Source organism: Sphingomonas kyungheensis (assembly GCF_037120395.1).
Lineage (GTDB): Bacteria > Pseudomonadota > Alphaproteobacteria > Sphingomonadales > Sphingomonadaceae > Sphingomonas > Sphingomonas kyungheensis.
This window is the reverse complement of sequence record NZ_JBBBDM010000006.1, coordinates 22,610-40,310: the sequence shown is the minus strand read 5'-3', so window position 1 is coordinate 40,310 and position 17,701 is coordinate 22,610. Positions and strand designations below refer to the sequence as shown.

General features: G+C 69.3%; 19 protein-coding genes. 11 read left to right on the top strand and 8 right to left on the bottom strand.

Translation table 11 applies throughout. From position 1 onward, the window contains the following. Positions 1-35 precede the first annotated feature (35 nt). Complete coding sequence (locus tag V8201_RS12750; RefSeq protein ID WP_336545539.1) at positions 36-410, top strand: c-type cytochrome; 375 nt, start codon at positions 36-38, stop codon at positions 408-410. A 203-nt stretch (positions 411-613) separates the two neighbouring features. Here V8201_RS12750 and V8201_RS12745 read toward each other — a convergent pair whose 3' ends face one another. Continuing rightward, on the bottom strand, positions 614-1,345 hold the full coding sequence (locus V8201_RS12745; protein ID WP_037536072.1) for a pyridoxine 5'-phosphate synthase: 732 nt from the start codon (positions 1,343-1,345) through the stop codon (positions 614-616). Then, positions 1,342-1,923 carry an orotate phosphoribosyltransferase gene (gene pyrE / locus V8201_RS12740; protein ID WP_336545538.1) on the bottom strand — a complete coding sequence of 194 codons (582 nt, stop codon included), beginning with the start codon at positions 1,921-1,923 and terminating at the stop codon, positions 1,342-1,344. Before pyrE ends, V8201_RS12745 begins: the two co-directional genes overlap by 4 nt. Positions 1,924-2,123: 200 nt before the next feature. Between pyrE and coxB the strand changes: the two genes are divergently transcribed. Both coxB and ctaD read left to right on the top strand, forming a co-directional pair. Further along, positions 2,124-3,266, top strand: coding sequence for a cytochrome c oxidase subunit II (gene coxB / locus V8201_RS12735; protein WP_037536076.1), 1,143 nt, complete (start codon positions 2,124-2,126; stop codon positions 3,264-3,266). Position 3,267: 1 nt separating this feature from the next. Continuing rightward, entirely contained in the window at positions 3,268-4,929 is a 1,662-nt protein-coding gene (gene ctaD / locus V8201_RS12730) for a cytochrome c oxidase subunit I (RefSeq protein ID WP_336545537.1), read from the top strand. A 68-nt stretch (positions 4,930-4,997) separates the two neighbouring features. Here the strand turns inward: ctaD and V8201_RS12725 are convergent, their stop codons facing one another. Beyond that, positions 4,998-6,071, bottom strand: coding sequence for an alkene reductase (locus V8201_RS12725; RefSeq protein WP_336545536.1), 1,074 nt, complete (start codon positions 6,069-6,071; stop codon positions 4,998-5,000). A gap of 50 nt (positions 6,072-6,121) precedes the next feature. Here V8201_RS12725 and V8201_RS12720 point away from each other — a divergent pair, with 50 nt between their 5' ends. The 5 genes from V8201_RS12720 (at position 6,122) to V8201_RS12700 (ending at position 10,581) form a co-directional block, all read left to right on the top strand. Next, positions 6,122-7,066 (top strand): DMT family transporter, encoded by a 945-nt coding sequence (locus V8201_RS12720; RefSeq protein WP_051583653.1) that lies wholly within the window; start codon positions 6,122-6,124, stop codon positions 7,064-7,066. Continuing rightward, positions 7,063-7,716: a COQ9 family protein gene (locus V8201_RS12715; RefSeq protein WP_336545535.1), complete on the top strand. Its 654-nt coding sequence runs from the start codon at positions 7,063-7,065 to the stop codon at positions 7,714-7,716. The genes V8201_RS12720 and V8201_RS12715 overlap by 4 nt, the downstream gene beginning before the upstream one ends. A gap of 338 nt (positions 7,717-8,054) precedes the next feature. Then, the gene (locus tag V8201_RS12710; protein ID WP_271299766.1) at positions 8,055-8,873 is read left to right on the top strand and encodes a hypothetical protein; all 819 of its coding nucleotides are present in this window, start codon (positions 8,055-8,057) and stop codon (positions 8,871-8,873) included. Further along, positions 8,870-9,397: a DUF2141 domain-containing protein gene (locus V8201_RS12705; RefSeq protein ID WP_271299765.1), complete on the top strand. Its 528-nt coding sequence runs from the start codon at positions 8,870-8,872 to the stop codon at positions 9,395-9,397. The genes V8201_RS12710 and V8201_RS12705 overlap by 4 nt, the downstream gene beginning before the upstream one ends. Next, positions 9,397-10,581: a glycosyltransferase gene (locus tag V8201_RS12700; protein WP_271299764.1), complete on the top strand. Its 1,185-nt coding sequence runs from the start codon at positions 9,397-9,399 to the stop codon at positions 10,579-10,581. Before V8201_RS12705 ends, V8201_RS12700 begins: the two co-directional genes overlap by 1 nt. A gap of 349 nt (positions 10,582-10,930) precedes the next feature. Here V8201_RS12700 and V8201_RS12695 read toward each other — a convergent pair whose 3' ends face one another. From V8201_RS12695 to ubiG, 3 genes are all read right to left on the bottom strand, one after another. Next, positions 10,931-11,650, bottom strand: a complete 720-nt coding sequence (locus V8201_RS12695) for a DUF2334 domain-containing protein (protein WP_336545534.1) — start codon at positions 11,648-11,650, stop codon at positions 10,931-10,933. After that, entirely contained in the window at positions 11,647-13,059 is a 1,413-nt protein-coding gene (locus V8201_RS12690) for a glycosyltransferase family protein (RefSeq protein WP_336545533.1), read from the bottom strand. Before V8201_RS12690 ends, V8201_RS12695 begins: the two co-directional genes overlap by 4 nt. A 79-nt stretch (positions 13,060-13,138) precedes the next feature. Then, positions 13,139-13,864 (bottom strand): bifunctional 2-polyprenyl-6-hydroxyphenol methylase/3-demethylubiquinol 3-O-methyltransferase UbiG, encoded by a 726-nt coding sequence (ubiG, locus tag V8201_RS12685; protein ID WP_081793176.1) that lies wholly within the window; start codon positions 13,862-13,864, stop codon positions 13,139-13,141. A 53-nt stretch (positions 13,865-13,917) separates the two neighbouring features. On the opposite strand from ubiG, the gene V8201_RS12680 reads away from it, so the two are divergent. From V8201_RS12680 to V8201_RS12670, 3 genes are all read left to right on the top strand, one after another. After that, entirely contained in the window at positions 13,918-15,195 is a 1,278-nt protein-coding gene (locus V8201_RS12680) for an aspartate kinase (protein ID WP_037536091.1), read from the top strand. Positions 15,196-15,224: 29 nt separating this feature from the next. Further along, positions 15,225-16,211 (top strand): NAD(P)H-dependent flavin oxidoreductase, encoded by a 987-nt coding sequence (locus tag V8201_RS12675; RefSeq protein WP_271300804.1) that lies wholly within the window; start codon positions 15,225-15,227, stop codon positions 16,209-16,211. Positions 16,212-16,302: 91 nt separating this feature from the next. Then, positions 16,303-17,061, top strand: coding sequence for a hypothetical protein (locus V8201_RS12670; RefSeq protein ID WP_037536095.1), 759 nt, complete (start codon positions 16,303-16,305; stop codon positions 17,059-17,061). On the opposite strand, the gene V8201_RS12665 is transcribed toward V8201_RS12670, so the two are convergent. After that, positions 17,051-17,254 (bottom strand): helix-turn-helix transcriptional regulator, encoded by a 204-nt coding sequence (locus tag V8201_RS12665; protein WP_037536096.1) that lies wholly within the window; start codon positions 17,252-17,254, stop codon positions 17,051-17,053. The two genes, V8201_RS12670 and V8201_RS12665, sit on opposite strands and share 11 nt — an antisense overlap. Further along, positions 17,251-17,670, bottom strand: a complete 420-nt coding sequence (locus V8201_RS12660; protein WP_336545532.1) for a hypothetical protein — start codon at positions 17,668-17,670, stop codon at positions 17,251-17,253. Before V8201_RS12660 ends, V8201_RS12665 begins: the two co-directional genes overlap by 4 nt. Positions 17,671-17,701 lie beyond the last annotated feature (31 nt).

The following is a 17,701-nucleotide window of genomic DNA, read 5'->3' as shown; positions in this document are numbered from 1 at the left end:
AAGGGTGAAGGATCGCGGCAGGGGGGGGCTCAAGGATGCGGGCGGGGTGGCTGTCGGCCTGTATCGCGCTGCTGATGCCGACGCCGGTGCTGGCCGGGACGGGCGATGTCGGGCGGCAGCTGTACGAACAGCGTTGCGCCATCTGCCACGGTGCCGACCTGCGCGGCACCGGCCCGCTCGCGCACAAGAGCAACCCGCCGACCATCGACCTGACCGCGCCGCCCTTCCGGCGGCGGCTGGCCACCTATCCCGGCGTCATCGTCGCCTCGGTCGTGCTGCGCCCGAATGGCGACCTGATCCCGCGGGTGCTGCGTGAGAACAACGTCCACATCCCGCCGCATCGCTGGACCGCCGACGACCTGCGCGCCGTCGACGCCTATATCAGGGGCTACCTCCGCCAGCACCGGTGACGCGCAGCCTTTCCGGCAAACCGGCCCAGCTTCTTCCTCCGCGCCTCCGCGCCTCCGCGTGAACCCTCTTCGTGCCCGCACGCTACGCCTCGCCTCTGCTGGTGCATCTCCGCAAGACGACCGAACACGCGGAGGAAGGGCGAGGACTTTGCCCGGTGCGGATACGGGGGGAATACCGAGCAGCGCTAAACGTCAGTCCGTCGTCACCCTCGCGCCGCGTCCATTTCCTCGCGCATCCGCCGGACCGCCGCGTCGAGGCCGACGAACAGGGCCTCGCCGACGAGGAAGTGGCCGATGTTGAGCTCGCGCACCTGCGGGATGGCGGCGATCGGCCCGACATTGTCGAAGGTGAGGCCGTGGCCGGCATGGACCTCGATGCCGTTCTTCGCCGCCAGTGCCGCGGCGTCGGACAGCCGGCGCAGCTCGGCGGTGCGCGCCTCGCCATCGAGTTCGGCGTAGCGGCCGGTGTGGAGTTCGACCACCGGCGCGCCGAGCCGGATCGCCGCCTCGATCTGGCGCGGATCGGGTTCGATGAACAGCGAGACGCGGATCCGCGCCGCGCCGAGTTCGCCGACCAGCGGCGCGAGCCGGTTGTGCTGGCCTGCCGCGTCGAGTCCGCCCTCGGTGGTCAGCTCCTCGCGCTTTTCCGGGACGATGCAGGCGGCATGCGGGCGATGGCGCAGCGCGATCTGCAGCATCTCGTCGGTCGCCGCCATTTCGAAGTTGAGCGGGATGGTCAGCGCCGCCGACAGCCGCGCGATATCGTCGTCGGTGATGTGGCGGCGATCCTCGCGCAGATGCGCGGTGATGCCGTCCGCCCCCGCCTCGGCGGCGAGCAGCCCGGCACGCACCGGATCGGGATAGCCCGCGCCGCGCGCGTTGCGCACCGTCGCGACGTGATCGATGTTGACGCCGAGGCGCAGCGGCGCGCTCACGCCGCGCGGCTCCCCGGCTTGCTCGCCGGGACGGCGGCGAGCTCGGGCGGCAGTGCGTCGGCGGCATAGGTCGGGACGTCGAGCCGGATCAGCGGAAAGAACGGCACGCCAAGATCGACGCTGCCGTTCGACCGGTCGACCAGCGCCGCGCCGGCGATCACCGTGCCGCCCGCCGCCGCGATCGCGCCGATCGCCTCGCGCGAGGAGAGGCCGGTGGTGACGACGTCCTCCATCATCAGCACCTCCTGTCCTGCGGCGAGGCGGAAGCCGCGGCGCAGCTCGAACGTGCCGGTCGGACGTTCGACGAACATCGCCTCGACACCGAGCGCGCGCGCCATCTCATGGCCGGCGATCACCCCGCCCATCGCCGGCGACACCACCGCCGCAATCCGTGTGCGGATCGAGTCGGGAATGCGCGCCGCGAGCGCCTCGGCAAGCCGCGCGCCGCGGCGCGGGTCCATCAGCACGCGCGCGCATTGCAGGTAGCGCGAGCTGTGCAGTCCCGACGAGAGAATGAAATGCCCCTCGAGCAGCGCATCGGCGGCGCGGAATTCGGCCAGCACGTCGTCGTCGGTCATCGGCGGTCCCGGGATGTGATCGGATGCCGCCGCTCATAGAAAGTCGCCGCGCCGCCGCCAAGCGGGCGGGGACGATAAAGATGGGCGCTTGAGGCCGGGCCACCCCCCGCGTATAGGTCGTGGCAAAAGGGGCGTACCTTACGCCTGACATCGGCCCTCTGGCCGGGCGGCGAGGGGATCTGGACGGGGTGACGACACACATGCGCAGACGCTTACATGGGATCGCACTGGCTGCCGGGCTCGCGCTCGCCGCGGCCGCGCCGATCGCCGCCGCTCCCACGCCGCAGGGCGCCGCCGCGCCGGCCGGCGTATCCAACATCGCGCCGACCACCGCCAGTGCCACCGCGCCGGCCGCGCCGACCTCGCCGTTGCTGGCGATGGACGGTGCGCCGGCGATGACCGCGGAGGCCGGCATCGGCCATCCCGTCGCCGGCCGCTACGGCCTGCAGCCGCAGGTGACCAACAATGGCCGGTTCGCCCACTGGTTCCACGATTCGATCCTGGTGCCGCTGATCGTCGCGATCTGCGTGCTGGTGCTGCTGCTGCTGCTCTGGGTCGTCTTCCGCTTCCGCCGGGCGGCCAATCCGGTGCCGTCGAAGACCAGTCACAATACCGCGATCGAGATCATCTGGACGCTGGCGCCGGTGCTCATCCTGGTGCTGATCGCGGTGCCGTCGATCGGACTGCTCCAGGCGCAGTTCAAGCCCGCCCCGGCGGGCGCGGTGACGCTGAAGGCGATCGGCAACCAATGGTATTGGTCCTATCAATATCCCGACAACGGCGGTTTCGAGATCACCGCCAACATGCTCAAGGAAAAGGATCAGGTCGCCAAGGGTGAGCGGTTCCGCACCGATGCCGACGGCCCGCGCCTGCTCGCCGCCGACAATCGCGTCGTGCTGCCGGTCGGCGTGCCGATCCGGTTGATCACCACCTCGCAGGACGTGATCCACAGCTGGGCGATGCCCGCTTTCTGGATCAAGCTCGACGCGGTGCCGGGCCGGCTCAACGAGACGAGCTTCACGATCGAAAAGCCGGGCCTCTACTTCGGCCAGTGTTCCGAATTGTGCGGCGCGCGCCATGCCTTCATGCCGATCGCGGTGGAAGCGGTGCCGCCGGCGCAATTCGCCGCCTGGGTGCGCGCCAAGGGCGGCACGATGCCGACCCCGGGCAAGCCGTCCGACAAGGTGATCCCGCAGCCGGGCGCCGAAGGCTCCGCCGCCAAGCAGGCGGAGGGCAATGCCGCCGACGCCGCCACCGGCCCGGTCGAGAATGTGACGACCGCCGCTCCTTCCTCTTCGCAGGGTGCAACCGGCAATCCGGCCACCGGCAACGCGGGACAGTAAGATGACCGATACCGCCCTCCACCCCCATGCCTTCGTCGCGCACGGCGATCATGCCCATAGCGATGCGGACCATAAGCCGGGCTTCTTCGCGCGCTGGTTCATGTCGACCAACCACAAGGACATCGGGACGCTGTACCTGATCTTCGCGATCATCGCGGGGATCATCGGCGGCGCGATCTCGGGCCTGATGCGCGCCGAGCTCGCGCAGCCGGGCATCCAGTATCTGGTCGGCTGGGCGAACTGGCTGCCCGGCGGCGACGGCGGGCTCGACCATGCGCTCCACCTGTGGAACGTGCTGATCACCGCGCACGGCCTGATCATGGTCTTCTTCATGGTCATGCCGGCGATGATCGGCGGCTTCGGCAACTGGTTCGTGCCGATCATGATCGGCGCGCCCGACATGGCCTTCCCGCGGATGAACAACGTCAGCTTCTGGCTGCTCATCCCGGCGTTCACGCTGCTGCTCGCCTCGCCCTTCTTCGGCGGCGCCGGTACCGGCTGGACGGTCTACGCGCCGCTCTCCACCTATGGCGAGCCGGGGCCGAGCGTCGACATGGCGATCCTCGCGCTCCATCTCGCCGGTGCCTCGTCGATCCTCGGTGCGATCAACTTCATCACCACCATCTTCAACATGCGCGCGCCGGGCATGACGCTGCACAAGATGCCGCTGTTCGTCTGGTCGGTGCTGGTCACCGCCTTCCTGCTGCTGCTCGCGCTGCCGGTGCTCGCCGCGGCGATCACCATGCTGCTCACCGACCGCAACTTCGGCACGACCTTCTTCGATCCGGCCGGCGGCGGCGATCCGATCCTCTACCAGCATCTGTTCTGGTTCTTCGGTCACCCCGAAGTGTACATCATGATCCTGCCGGGCTTCGGCATCGTCAGCCAGATCATCGCGACGTTCAGCCGCAAGCCCGTCTTCGGCTATCTCGGCATGGCCTATGCCATGGTCGCGATCGGCGTGGTCGGCTTCGTCGTCTGGGCGCACCACATGTTCGTCACCGGCCTGTCGGTGAACGTGAAGATGTACTTCACCGCCGCGACGATGGTCATCGCGGTGCCGACCGGCATCAAGATCTTCAGCTGGATCGCCACCATGTGGGGCGGCTCACTGAGCTTCAAGACGCCGATGGTCTGGGCGATCGGCTTCATCTTCATGTTCACGGTCGGCGGCGTCACCGGCGTCGTGCTCGCCAACGGCGGCATCGACGATTACATGCAGGACACCTATTACGTCGTCGCGCACTTCCACTACGTGCTCAGCCTCGGCGCGGTGTTCGGCCTGTTCGCTGGCTTCTATTACTGGTTCCCGAAGATGTTCGGGAAGATGTACAACGAGCTGCTCGGCCAGCTGCATTTCTGGGTGTTCTTCGTCGGTGTGAACCTGCTGTTCTTCCCGATGCACTTCCTCGGGCTGCAGGGCATGCCGCGGCGCTATCCGGACTATCCGGACGCCTATGCGCACTGGAACGCGCTGGCGAGCCACGGCTATGAGATCATGGCCGCGGGCATGGTGATCTTCTTCGTCAACGTCATCTACTCGCTGATCGCCGGCCCGAAGGCGCCCGACAATCCGTGGGGCGAGGGCGCGACGACGCTGGAATGGACGCTGTCCTCGCCGCCGCCCTATCACCAGTTCGAAACGCTGCCGAAGATCGACTGACGAAAAAAGCCCCGGGGTCTCCCCCGGGGCTTTTTATTTGGCCCTGCGCCGCGGCGAGGCCGACCGGCTCAGGCGGCCTCCGCCTCGAGCGCCGGATAGTCGGTATAACCCTCCGGCCCCTTGGTGTACCACGTCGCCGGATTGTCCTCGGCGAGCGGCGCACCCCGGCGCAGACGCTCGACCAGATCGGGATTGGCGATGAACTTGCGGCCGAAGGCGATGCCGTCGGCGCGGCCCGATTCGACATCCGCCGCCGCCGCCTCGGCGGAATAATCCTGGTTGAGGATCAGCGGCCGCTTGAACACCTCGCGGATCTGCGGGCTGAGCTTGGGCACGTCGGTCCGGCCGAAGGTGCCGTCGGGCGCCTGTTCGCGCAGCTCAAGGAAGGCGATGCCGAGCGCGTCGAGCGCCGCCGCGGCGGGCACGAAGACGCTCGCCGGATCGCTGTCGTCGGCGCCCTGCGTCTCGCCATTGGGCGACAGGCGGATCGCCGTCCGCCCCGCGCCGATCGCATCGGCGACGCGCGCCACCGTCTCGCGCATGAAGCGGATGCGGTTTTCCGGGCTGCCGCCATAGTCGTCGTCGCGCAGGTTGGTGTTGTCGCGCAGGAACTGGTCGATCAGATAGCCATTGGCGCCGTGGATCTGCACGCCGTCGAAGCCGGCGCGGATCGCGTTGCGCGCCGCGGTCGCATAATCGTCCTGCGCGCGGGCGATATCGTCGAGCGTTGCCGCCTGCGCCTCGACATAGGGATTGTCCTCCTTGTGATAGGGCGCGCGCGTCGCCGACGAGGACAGCGGCGTCATGCCGATCACCTCCGGCCGCGACAGCCGGCCCATATGCCAGATCTGCGCGACGATCCGCCCGCCCGCGGCATGGACCGCGTCGGTCACCGGCTTCCACGCCTCGACCTGCGGTTCGGTCCACAGCCCCGGCGCATTGGGCCAGCCGAGCCCCTGGCGGCTGACGCCGGTGCCCTCGCTGATGATCAGCCCGGCGCCGGCACGCTGGCGGTAATAGTCGATCATCAGATCGGTCGGTACGTGATCGTCGGTGGCGCGGCCGCGGGTCAGCGGCGCCATCAGGATGCGATTGGCGGCGGGGATATCGCCGAGTTGGATGGGATCGAAGAGACTTGGCATAGATGCTCCAAAGGACCTGACGCGCTCAAGATAGGGCGCTACAGCGCGGCATGCATCGGCCGCCGTCGCCAAGAAAATCTGTCGTGCCGCCAACGCAGGATCAGGGAACCGCCTTCGTCGCGCTGGTCGTCGCCAATGTCGCGCTCGCCTTCGGCCCGTGGTTCGTGCGGCTCGCCGACGTCGGCCCGGTCGCGGCCGGTTTCTGGCGGATCACGCTCGCGGTGCCGATCCTCGCCGCGCTCGCGCTCGGCGGCGGCGCGCGGCCGGGGCGGATCGGGCCGCTGCTCTGGGTGTTGATCGTCGCCGGCGGCATCGCCTTCGCCGCCGATCTCGCCAGCTGGCACCTCGGCATCGTCCGCACGACGATGGCCAATGCGACGCTGTTCGGCAATTCGGCGATCCTGATCTATCCGCTCTACGGATTCCTCGTCGCGCGGATCTGGCCGACGCGGACGCAGGGGATCGCGCTGCTGCTCGCAGCTCTCGGCGCGGCGCTGCTGATGGGACGATCGTACCAGCTCGATTCGCGCAATCTCGCGGGCGACCTGCTCTGCATCCTCGCCGGCATCCTCTACACCGTCTATATCGTGATGATGGCGCGCGTCCGCCGCGCGTTGCGCCCGCTGCCGACGCTGGCGCTGGCCAGCGCCGCGACGGCGCTGCCGCTGCTGCTGTTCGCCGGGCTGTTGGGAGAGGCGATCCTGCCGCAGCAATGGACGCCGCTGCTCGGTCTGGCCTTGGTCAGCCAGGTGATCGGTCAGGGGTGCATGATCTACGCGCTCGGCCGGCTGTCGCCGCTGGTGATCGGCATCGCCTTGCTGATCCAGCCGGTGGTCGCCGGCGCGGTTGGCTGGATCGTCTATGGCGAGCGGTTGCAGGGACCGGATTGGCTGGGCGTCGCGTTGGTGGCGCTCGCGCTGGTGCTGGTGCGGCGCGCGGAGGTTGCACCGGCGCGCGCGGCGGCGCAGGAGGCGCAGCAGGAGGTAGAGGCATGACGCAGGACCTGACGCTCGATGAGATCCGCGACGCGCTCGCCGAGGGCATCGCCGCCAATGCCGCGTTCGACGGCTGGGGCGACGCCGCGCGCGACATGGCGGCGGAGGCGGCGGGGATCGATCGCGACGTCGCGCGGCTCGCCTTCGCCGACGGCGCGGTGGCGATGATCGATGCCTGGTTCGCGGCGATCGACCGGCGGATGGCAGAACGGCTGCCGTCCGAAACGCTCGCGGCGATGAAGATTCGCGCGCGCATCTCCGCTCTGGTCGAGGCGCGGCTCGCGATCGTCGCGCCCGATCGTGAATCGCTGCGCCGGGCGCGCGCGATCCTCGCGCTGCCGCAGAACGTGGCGCAGGCGGCGCGGCTCGGCTGGCGCAGCGTCGACCTGATGTGGCGGTTGGCCGGCGATACCGCGACCGACTATAATCATTACACCAAGCGCACGATCCTGCTCGGCGTCTATGCCGCGACGATCACCGTCTTCCTCGACGACGAGAGCGAGGGCTATGCCGAGACGCGCGCCTTCCTCGCCCGCCGCATCGACGGGATCATGCGCTTCGAAAAGGCCAAGGCGGCGTTCGGCAAGCGCTATGAGCATCGGCCGAGCCTGTCGCGCTTCGTCGGGCGGTTGCGCTACCCGGCGCTCTAGCGCGGGCGCGCCGGCGTCCGGCGCATCGGCGGTCGGCACAACCCTGTTCGATCGCCATCGGCGCCTCATCGAAGCGGATCCGCTCCGGTCCGTCACCTGCTCCGGCCCGGTCATGGCCGCCGCCGGCCAGAGTGACGGGACAGTGAAGCGAAATTCATGTGCAACATTGGCGCACTAACGCTAAATGATCCCATCGTCATCGTTCGGATCAACGGGTGCAGATCGATCACACCGCCGGCCGCAGTCTCGTCGAGATCGTGCCGCCCTCCCCCGACATCGCGGGACTTCAACCCTTGAAAACCATCAAAAGCCGGTGGCCTGCGATCATCGGCGGGTTGGTGACTCTGGCGATGCTCGCCGGACTGGCGCACGAGCTGCTCGGCTCGGGGCTCGCCGGGCTGAACCGTGTGACGCCGCGCAACCCGTTGTTCTACGTGGCTTTTGCTGCGCTGTATTTCGTGCCGCCGCTGGCCGATTACTGGATCTTCCGCCGCCTGTGGCGCATCCCGCTCGGCGGGCTGGTCGCCTTGATCAAGAAGCGGATCGCGAACGACGTCGTCATGGGCTATTCGGGCGAGGCCTATTTCTACGCCTGGGCGCGCAGCCGGGCGCAGGCCGTCGCGGCGCCGTTCGGCGCGGTCAAGGACGTGTCGATCCTGTCGGCGATCGCCGGCAATGCGGTGACGCTGGCGATGATCGCGGTGGCGCTACCGGTCGGGCGCAACCTCATCCCGCCCGAGATGATGCGCTACGTCTACGGATCGCTGGTGGTGATCTTCGGCACGTCGCTGCCGTTCCTGATCTTCTCGCGCAAGGTGTTCTCGCTGTCGCGCGGCGAGCTGTGGGCGATCTTCGGCATCCACTGCCTGCGGCTGATCCTCGGCGGGTTCTTCCTTGCGCTCGCCTGGGCGCTGGCGATGCCGAGCGTGGCGATCGGCACCTGGCTGTTCCTGTCGGCGGGGCGGATGCTGTTCTCGCGCCTGCCGCTGTTGCCCAACAAGGACCTGCTGTTCGCCAATTTCGCGATTCTGATGATCGGCCAGGACAAGGCGCTGTCCGAGCTGATCGCCTTCACCGCGGCGGCGGTGCTGCTGGTGCATGCGCTGCTCATCGTCGGCTTCGGCATCCACCATCTTGCGACGCGGAAGCCGGCATGATCACGCGAATGATCCGGGCGGCGCTCGCCGTGGCGGCGATGGCGGCGGCGATGCCGGCGCAGGCACAGATCCTGGGCAGCGATGCCGCGGCCTGTTCGCTCGGCGGCGGGCCGGCGATCCTCGCGCAGATCGCCGGGCTCAAGGATCGAAAGGGGCGGATCAAGCTCGAACTCTATCCGGCGAACGAGACCGACTTTCTCGCTGACGATTCGGTGCTGATCGCGGCGGGCAAGACCTTCCGCCGGGTGTGGACGACGATTCCGCAGTCCGGCAGCATCCAGGTGTGCATCCGCGTGCCGCGCCCCGGCCGCTATGCGCTGCTGGTCACGCACGATCGGGATAACAAGAACAAGTTCAACTTCTTCGCCGACGGCGCCGGCTTCCCCGGTACCGGCAAGATCGGCATGTCCCGCCCCAAGGTCGAGCGCGCGCTGGTCGACGTCGGCGAGGGTACGGTCACCCGGACGATCCGGATGCAATATCTGCACGGCCTCGGCGGCTTCTCCCCGACCAAGGACGATTGATGCGGATCGTCGACGTCAACGAGATCTACTCGCCGACCGGCGGCGGGGTGCGCACCTATATCGATCGCAAGATCGAGGTGCTGGCGGGCATGGGGCATGAGCTGATCGTGCTCGCGCCGGGGCGCGAGGATCGGATCGAGGAACGGCCCGGCGGCGGCGCGATCCATTACATTAAGGCGCCGGGCATGCCGTTCGACGCCAATTACGGGCTGTTCTGGGACGCCGCGCCGATCCACCAGCGGCTCGACGCGCTCGATCCCGACGTGGTCGAGAATTGCTCGCCGTGGAAATCCTCGTGGATCGTCGCGCAATGGCAGGGGCGGGCGCTGCGCTCCTATTTCATGCACAACGACAATCTCGAGGCCTATCCGAAACGCTGGTTCAAGCCGCTCGCCTCCGAGCCGCGGATCGAGCGTGCCTTCGCCTGGTACGATCGCTATCTCAACCATTGCCTCGCCCGCTACGACACGGTGGTGACCAACGGGCCGGCGCTGACCCGGCAGCTCGCCGCACGCGGCATCCGCGTCGATGCGACGATGCCGCTCGGCATCGAACAGGCGCATTTCTCGCCCGACCTGCGCGACGAGACGCTGCGCGCCGCACTGCTGCGGCAATGCGGGCTGCCGCCCGAGGCGACGCTGCTGCTCGGCGTCGGCCGCCATCATCCCGAGAAGCGCTGGCCGACGGTGATCGACGCGGTGCATCGCGTCGCGACGCAGGCGCCGGTCGGGCTGGTGATCCTCGGCCAGGGCATGGATACCAAGACGCTCGAACGGCATATCGGCGCGAGCCCGCATATCCGCCTGTTCCGCCCCGTCTATGACCGGCGGCGGCTGGCGACGATCATGGCGAGCGCCGATGTCTACATCCACGGCTGCGGCACCGAGACGTTCGGCCTCGTCCCCGCCGAGGCGCTGGCGAGCGGCACGCCGCTGATCGTGCCGGACGGCGGCGGCACCGCCGAGATCGCCGAGCCGATGTTCGCCGAAGTCTATGCCCAGCGCGACGTGCAGAGCTGCGCCGACGCGATCGGCCGGATGCTGGCGCGCGACCGCGCGCTCGTCCGCCGCGCCGCGCGGGTGGCGTCGACGCGGGTGCGCAACGACGAGGAACATGCCGCCGATCTGGTCGCGCATTACGCCGCGGCGATCGCGGCGCGCGATGCGCGGCGGTTGCGGGCCTAGATTCCGGCCTCTGGCCGGGCGGTGAATGGCGCGCACAGAGGCGCAGAGGACGCAGAGGGCTTCGCTCGCGACAAGCGCGGCCCGCCAATCACAGGTTCGAGTGGCACGCCGCCGTTCCAGCGATCGCATCTTCTCCGCGCCTCCGCGTGAAACCTCGGCTTACCCGCCGGTGGCGCTGTACGGATGCGGTCGCAACGCGAGGGCGAGCGGCAATCAACTCTGGTTCACGCGGAGGGGGTTCGCGAGCGACCGCGTTCGCAGACTAGCTCTTGCCGCGCGATGATGGGAGCCGCTGGCGCGGCGGGTTCTCTGCGCGTCCTTTGTGCCTCTGCGCCAACCGCCGCAAAGATCAGCCGAGCAGCTCCGCATAAGCCGCGGGGCGATGGCGGCGGAAGGCGGCGAAGGTGGCGGTGATGCTGGTGAGCAGCGCCGGCACCGTCGTGTCGCCGGGATGGACCGCGATCCGCACGTTGCGCGTCGGCTGGAGCGCGTGGCGCAGCGCGCCGGCGGCGGCGAGCGAACTCAACTGGCGCATCCGCGTGCGGCTCGCCCAGGTGATCACCGGCCCGCGCGCGACCACCGCGCCACCGGGTCGCCAGACGCGCGCATGGTCCTCGGCGAGCGCGAAGCCGGCATCGGCGAGCGCCGCGCGCGCGCCCTCCGAATAGAGCCACGCCGGCGCGATGAAGCCGGTCGCGGCGCGGCCGGTGATATCCTCGACCAGCGCCTTGCCGCGCCGCATCCGCGCCAGCGCCTCGGCATGGCTGAGGCCGAGGAACTCGCCTTCGCCCGCCGTCATGTGCCTGGCCTTGAGCGCGGCGGCCGTGCCGCTGTGGGCGCTGTCGTCGCGATGCGTCCAGCCATGGACGAACATCTCGACGCCCCCGTCCGCCCAGCCGCGCAGCCGCGTCGCATAGGCGGGGGTGATCGGCGCGCTCGACCAATGATCGGGCACGACGAGCATCGCCAGCCGCCGCCCGACATGCGGGGCGAGATGATCGAGCAGCTGGTCGACCTGCCCCTCGAACCGGGGCGAGACGTCGTGGATCGAGGCGAACAGGCGTTTCATCGCGCGCGATGATAGACGCGGATGATCTCGTTGCCCATCGGCAGCGACGCGGTCAGCCGATAATTGCGCGCCACTGCGGCGGCGACCAGCGCATGCGCGGCCGGGCGCTCGCCGCTGTAGAAGGGGCGGACCACCACCACCGCCGGCCGCGCGGCGAGGATGCGGCGGATCTCGGTGTCCTGATCGACGCCGGTCGCGCCCGCCTCGCGCGCGCGGATCAGGTGTGAGGGGACGAGGTAGCGCGACATCAGACAGCGGCCGGTCGCGCTGTAGAGCATGTCGCTGCCCGAATAGACGTAGAGGCAGCCCGGCCCGCGACCGATGGCGTGCGCGACCGCGTCGAGCTGCTTGCCATCACCGCGGCCGATACGCTGGACGATCAACACGATCTGCCCGGCGAACGCGGCGGTGAGCAGCAGCGCCGGGGTACGCCAGCGCTGCCACCCGGGCCGCCCCAGCATCCCCGCCGCCGCGGCGCAGGCGGGGAGCAGGATCGGCAGCGCATAATGATCGAACCACGGCCGGAAGATCGCGACGCCGAGGATCGCGCCCGCCAGCCAGAGCGCGACGAAGGTCCGCGGCCGCGACGCGCCGCCGCGCAGCAGCGCGACGATGGCGAGCGCGACCGGCGGCGAGACGATCAGCACGAGCTGGCCGAGATTGCTCGCGAGATCGGTGAGCGGATCGGGGTTGCGGTGCAGGATCGACAGGAAATTGGCGTAGGCGAACGCGTCCCATTGCCCGACCGCGGCATAATATGTGGCCGCGAGCACGGTGGGGAGCAGCGCCGCGACGACCAGCGCGGCGGCATAGGCGATCAGGCGCAGCGGCCGGCGCTGGCGACGCCACGTATCGGCGAGCAGCCAGAGGCCGAAGGTGATGCCTTCGAACACCACCGAATATTTGATCTGCAATGCGATGCCGACCAAAGTCATCGCGACGATGCCGTGCGTCGCGCGCCGCGGCCGCAGCACCAGCGCCGCCGCCGCGAGCATCAGCAGATTGTAGAAGACCGGCGCCTGACCGCCCTGACCGCCGAGCAGGTCGAGCCACAGCAGATAGGCGATGCCGCCCGCGGTCGCGCCGGCCGCGAAGCCGAGCCGCTCGGTCAATTTGGCGATGCCCCAGGCGGTGACGATCGCACTGACCAGCGCGAGCAGCTGATAGGCCCAGATCCCCGCCGGCACGCCGAGTCTCGCGGGAAGCGCGTAGAGCAGGAACAGCCCGACCGGCTTGCGGTCCCAGATATCGACGAAGGGCAGCGCGCCCTGCCACATCCGCTGCGCGGTGACGAAATAGAATTCCTCGTCGACATGGACGACCGGGTTGCCGAAGGTCAGCGCCCGCGCCGCGATCGCGACGAGGACGAGGATCGGCAGGCGCAGCCGCGGATTGGCGAGGGGGGACATGGCGACCCGCGGTAGCGACGGGTGCGCGGCGTGCCAATTCGGGAAATGGCGGCAGGCGCGGATCGCGCCGGTCCCCGCCCTATCCCCGCTTCGCGGTCACGAAATAATCGAGCTGCGTCGAATCGCTCAGCGTGAAGCCGGTCGCGGGCGAGAAGCCGAGGCCGCGCACGTCGGTGACGGTCAGGCCGGCGCGGCGGAGCAGGTCGGTGAGCTCGTCGGGGGTGAGGAACTTGTCCCAATCGTGCGTGCCGCGCGGGATGCGGCCGGTGCCCTCGGCCAGCGTGATCAGCGCGAGGCGCGACAGCGGCGTGCGATTGGGGGTCGACAGAACCAGCAGGCCGCCGTCGGCGAGCGTCTCGGCAAGGCCGCGGACGAAGCCGGCCGGATCGGCGACATGTTCGATCACCTCGAGGCTGGTGACGAGGTCGAACGTCCCGGTCATTGTCTCGACCCCGACCGCGCGATAGTCGATCGTCAGCCCCGCCTCGGCGGCATGCGCTGTGGCGACGGCGATATTCTCCGCCGCCGCATCGATCCCCGTCACCGCCGCGCCGAGCCGGGCGAGCGGTTCGCAGAGCAGCCCGGCGCCGCAGCCGACATCGAGCGCGCGGCGGCCGGCGAGGGGGGTGAAGCTGGTGTCGTCGCCGTCCCAATGCCGGTCGATCGCCGCGCGAATATAGCCGAGCCGGACGGGGTTGAGCTTGTGCAGCATCGCCGACGAGCCCTTCGGGTCCCACCAGTCCTTCGCCATCGCGCCGAAATGCTTCGCCTCGCGCGGATCGATCGTGCTGCTTGCCATCATCATGACCGCTACCTATCAGTGCGGCCCCTTTACCCCAAGGAGTTTGGCGACGCGGCATGGCACGGATCGTGATGAAGTTCGGCGGCACGTCGATGGCCGGGATCGAGCGCATCCGGAGCGTGGCGGCGCGCGTCAAACGCGAGGTCGATGCCGGCAATCAGGTCGCGGTGGTCGTCTCGGCGATGGCGGGCGAGACCGACCGGCTGGTCGGCTTCTGCCGCGAGGCCTCGTCGCTCTACGATCCGCGCGAATATGACGTCGTCGTCGCCGCGGGCGAGCAGATCACCAGCGGCCTGCTCGCGATCGCCCTGCAGGCGGCGGGCGTGCCGGCGCGCTCGTGGCTCGGCTGGCAATTGCCGATCCAGACCGACGCGGCGCATGCCAAGGCGCGGATCGGCGAGATCGCGGTCGACGCGCTCGCCGCGAGCATGGCGGCGGGCGAGGTCGCGGTGATCCCCGGCTTCCAGGGGCTGGCGGAGGACGGCCGCGTCACCACGCTCGGCCGCGGCGGATCGGACACGTCGGCGGTGGCGGTAGCGGCGGCGATCAAGGCGGATCGCTGCGACATCTACACCGACGTCGACGGCGTCTACACCACCGATCCGCGCATCGTGCCGCGCGCGCGCAAGCTCAACAAGGTGACCTATGAAGAGATGCTGGAACTCGCCAGCGTCGGCGCCAAGGTGCTGCAGACCCGGTCGGTCGGCCTGGCGATGAAGGAACAGGTCCGCGTCCAGGTGCTCTCGTCCTTCACCGGGCCGGATGCACCGATGGCGGATACGCTGCCCGGCACGATGATCGTGGGCGAGGAGGAGGCAGGCCAGCAGGAGAATGGCGACGTGGAACGACAGCTCATCACCGGTATCGCGCATGACAAGAACGAGGCGAAGATCACGCTGACCAGCGTTCCCGATCAGCCAGGTGCGGTGTCGGCGATCTTCGAACCGCTCGCCGCGGCGAACATCAACGTCGACATGATCATCCAGAATATCGCGCACAACCATGGCTCGACCGACGTCACCTTCACCGTGCCGTCCGCCGACCTCGCGCGCAGCCTTGAGGCGCTCAACCAGGCGCGCGAGTCTATCGGCTTCGCCGAGCTGGTCCACGACACGCGCGTCGCCAAGGTCTCGGTGGTCGGCGTCGGCATGCGCAGCCATGCGGGCGTCGCCAGCACGATGTTCACCACGCTCGGCAAGCGCGGCATCAACATCCAGGCGATCTCGACCAGCGAGATCAAGGTCAGCGTGCTGATCCACGAGGACGAGACCGAACTCGCCGTCCGCATGCTGCACACCGCCTACGGCCTCGACGCCGCGGACGCCGCGGCGTGAGCGTCGGACAGGAGCGGCTGACCCGCCGCATGGCGCGCGGTGCCGCCTTCCTCGGCAGCGAGGTGGCGATCATGGCCGGCGCGATGTCGTGGGTGAGCGAGCGCCATCTCGTCGCGGCGATGTCCAACGCCGGCGGCTTCGGCGTGATCGCCTGCGGCGCGATGACGCCCGAGCTGCTCGATGCCGAGATCGCCGGGACCAAGGCGCTGACCGACAAGCCGTTCGGCGTCAATCTCATCACCATGCACCCGGCGCTGACCGAGCTGATCGCGGTGTGCGCGCGCCACGGCGTCGGCCATGTCGTGCTCGCCGGCGGTTTGCCGCCCAAGGGCTCGCTCGAGGCGATCAAGGCGGGCGGTGCCAAGGTGATCTGCTTCGCGCCGACGCTGGCGCTGGCCAAGAAGCTGATCCGCTCGGGCGTCGACGCGCTGGTGATCGAGGGGATGGAGGCGGGCGGCCATATCGGCCCGGTCTCGACCAGCGTGCTCGCGCAGGAGATGCTGCCCGAGATCGCCGACCAGGTGCCGGTGTTCGTCGCCGGCGGGATCGGGCGCGGCGAGGCGATCGCGGGCTATCTCGACATGGGCGCGGCGGGGGTGCAGCTCGGCACGCGCTTCGTCTGCGCGACCGAATCGATCGCGCATCCGAAGTTCAAGCAGGCGTTCATCCGCGCCAGCGCGCGCGACGCGGTGGCGAGCGTCCAGCTCGATCCGCGGCTGCCGGTGATCCCGGTGCGTGCGCTCAAGAACGCGGGCGGCGAGCTGTTCACCGCCAAGCAGCGCGAGGTGGCGCTGTCGCTCGACGAGGGTCGCGTCGCGATGACCGAGGCGCAGTTGCAGATCGAACATTATTGGGCGGGTGCCTTGCGCCGCGCGGTGATCGACGGCGACGTCGAACATGGCAGCGTGATGGCCGGCCAGTCAGTCGGCATGGTCACCAAGGAAGAGCCGATCGCCGAGATCATCGCCGCGCTGATCGACGAGGCGGCGCACGCACTGGACAAGCGCGCGGCATAATTCCTTCCCGTCGCGGCAAGGATGCTTACCAGCCGTTAACCATTGCGGGCGCACATTCCGACCGGCCGGGGGGCTGGAAGGAATCGAGGCGATGCGGCAGATCATAGCGCTTACCGGGATCGGACTGGCCTTGCTCGCGGGCTGTGCGGTGCGGCCCAAGCGGGTCGCGGTGGCGCCGCCGCAGCCCGTGGCGACACCGACGCCGGCGCCGCTGGCGATGCCCAGGGGCGCCTATGTCGGCATGCAGATCCCGGCGCTGATGGCGGATGGCCGGTATGCGACGCCCAATCGCAACCTCTCCGCCGACGGAACCGTGTGGCATCTGCGCGCCGCGCTCAACGTCGCGGCGCTCGCCTGCCGCGGGCCGGACGAGGCGGCGATCATCGCCGGCTATAACGCCTTGCTCGCGCGGCAGAAGGACGGGTTGGGTACGGCGCAGGCGCGGCTGACGGCCGAATATAAGGCGGGCGGCGGCGACTGGCAGGATCGCTATGACGACGAGATGACGCGGCTCTACAATTTCTTCTCGCAGAGCCAGGCGCGCGAGGCCTTCTGCAACGCCGCGGCGGCGACGCTCGCCGATGGTGCGACGATCGCGCCGGCGGATCTGCCGGCCTTCGCCGCGGGCCGGCTGGCGGTGCTCGAAAAGCCGTTCACCGATTTCTACGCCGCCTACGACGCCTGGCGGGCGCAACGCGCCGCCGAGACGCGGATGGCGCTCGCCCCGGTCGCGCCGGCGCCGCGCGTGCTCGCGGTCCAGGCGGTGCCCGCCGCCGCGCCGCCGCCGCGCCCCCGGCTGACGCTCGATCCGAGCGTGTTCGCCGAAAGCGCGGCGACCGTCACGAACTGATTCGGAACAGCGATTCGACCGGCCGCTGCAACGCCGCGGCGAGCTTGAGCGCGAGCAACGTCGAGGGGATGAAGACGCCGTTCTCGACGGTGTTGATCGTCTTGCGGCTGACCCCGACGCGCTCGGCGAGCGCCGCCTGGGTCAGGCCCAGCCGCTCGCGTTCCTCCTTCAGGCTGTTGCGCAGCTCGCTCACCGGGCGGCGCGCAGCTCGAGTGTGGCGAAGCTGATCATCGCGGCGAACAGTCCCGCGGTGGCGACGATGCGGGCGACGTCATAGCCGCCGATCATCGCGTCATGCGCAAACGGGGCAGTGACGAGCGCGGCGACAAGGCTGGCCCAGAAGCCAGCGGTGCAGCTCATCCGCCGTTGTTCGCGCACCACTTCGTCTTCCAGCACCTTGTTCAGCGCGCTGTTCGGCTTCAGCCATCGCCGCCACGGCAGCAGCGTGAGCGCGCAGACCAGCGCGACGCCCAGCCAGAACCCGTCGACGAAGTCGCGGCGCAGCAGGATCATGCCGCAAAGTTCGGAGAGCAACAGCATCGCTCCCATCAGGTACAGCATCAGCGCCCAGGCGCGGCTGGTGCGTTCCGCCAATTCGATCGTGTCCATCACGCCCTCCTGTAACCTACAGGTGACATGT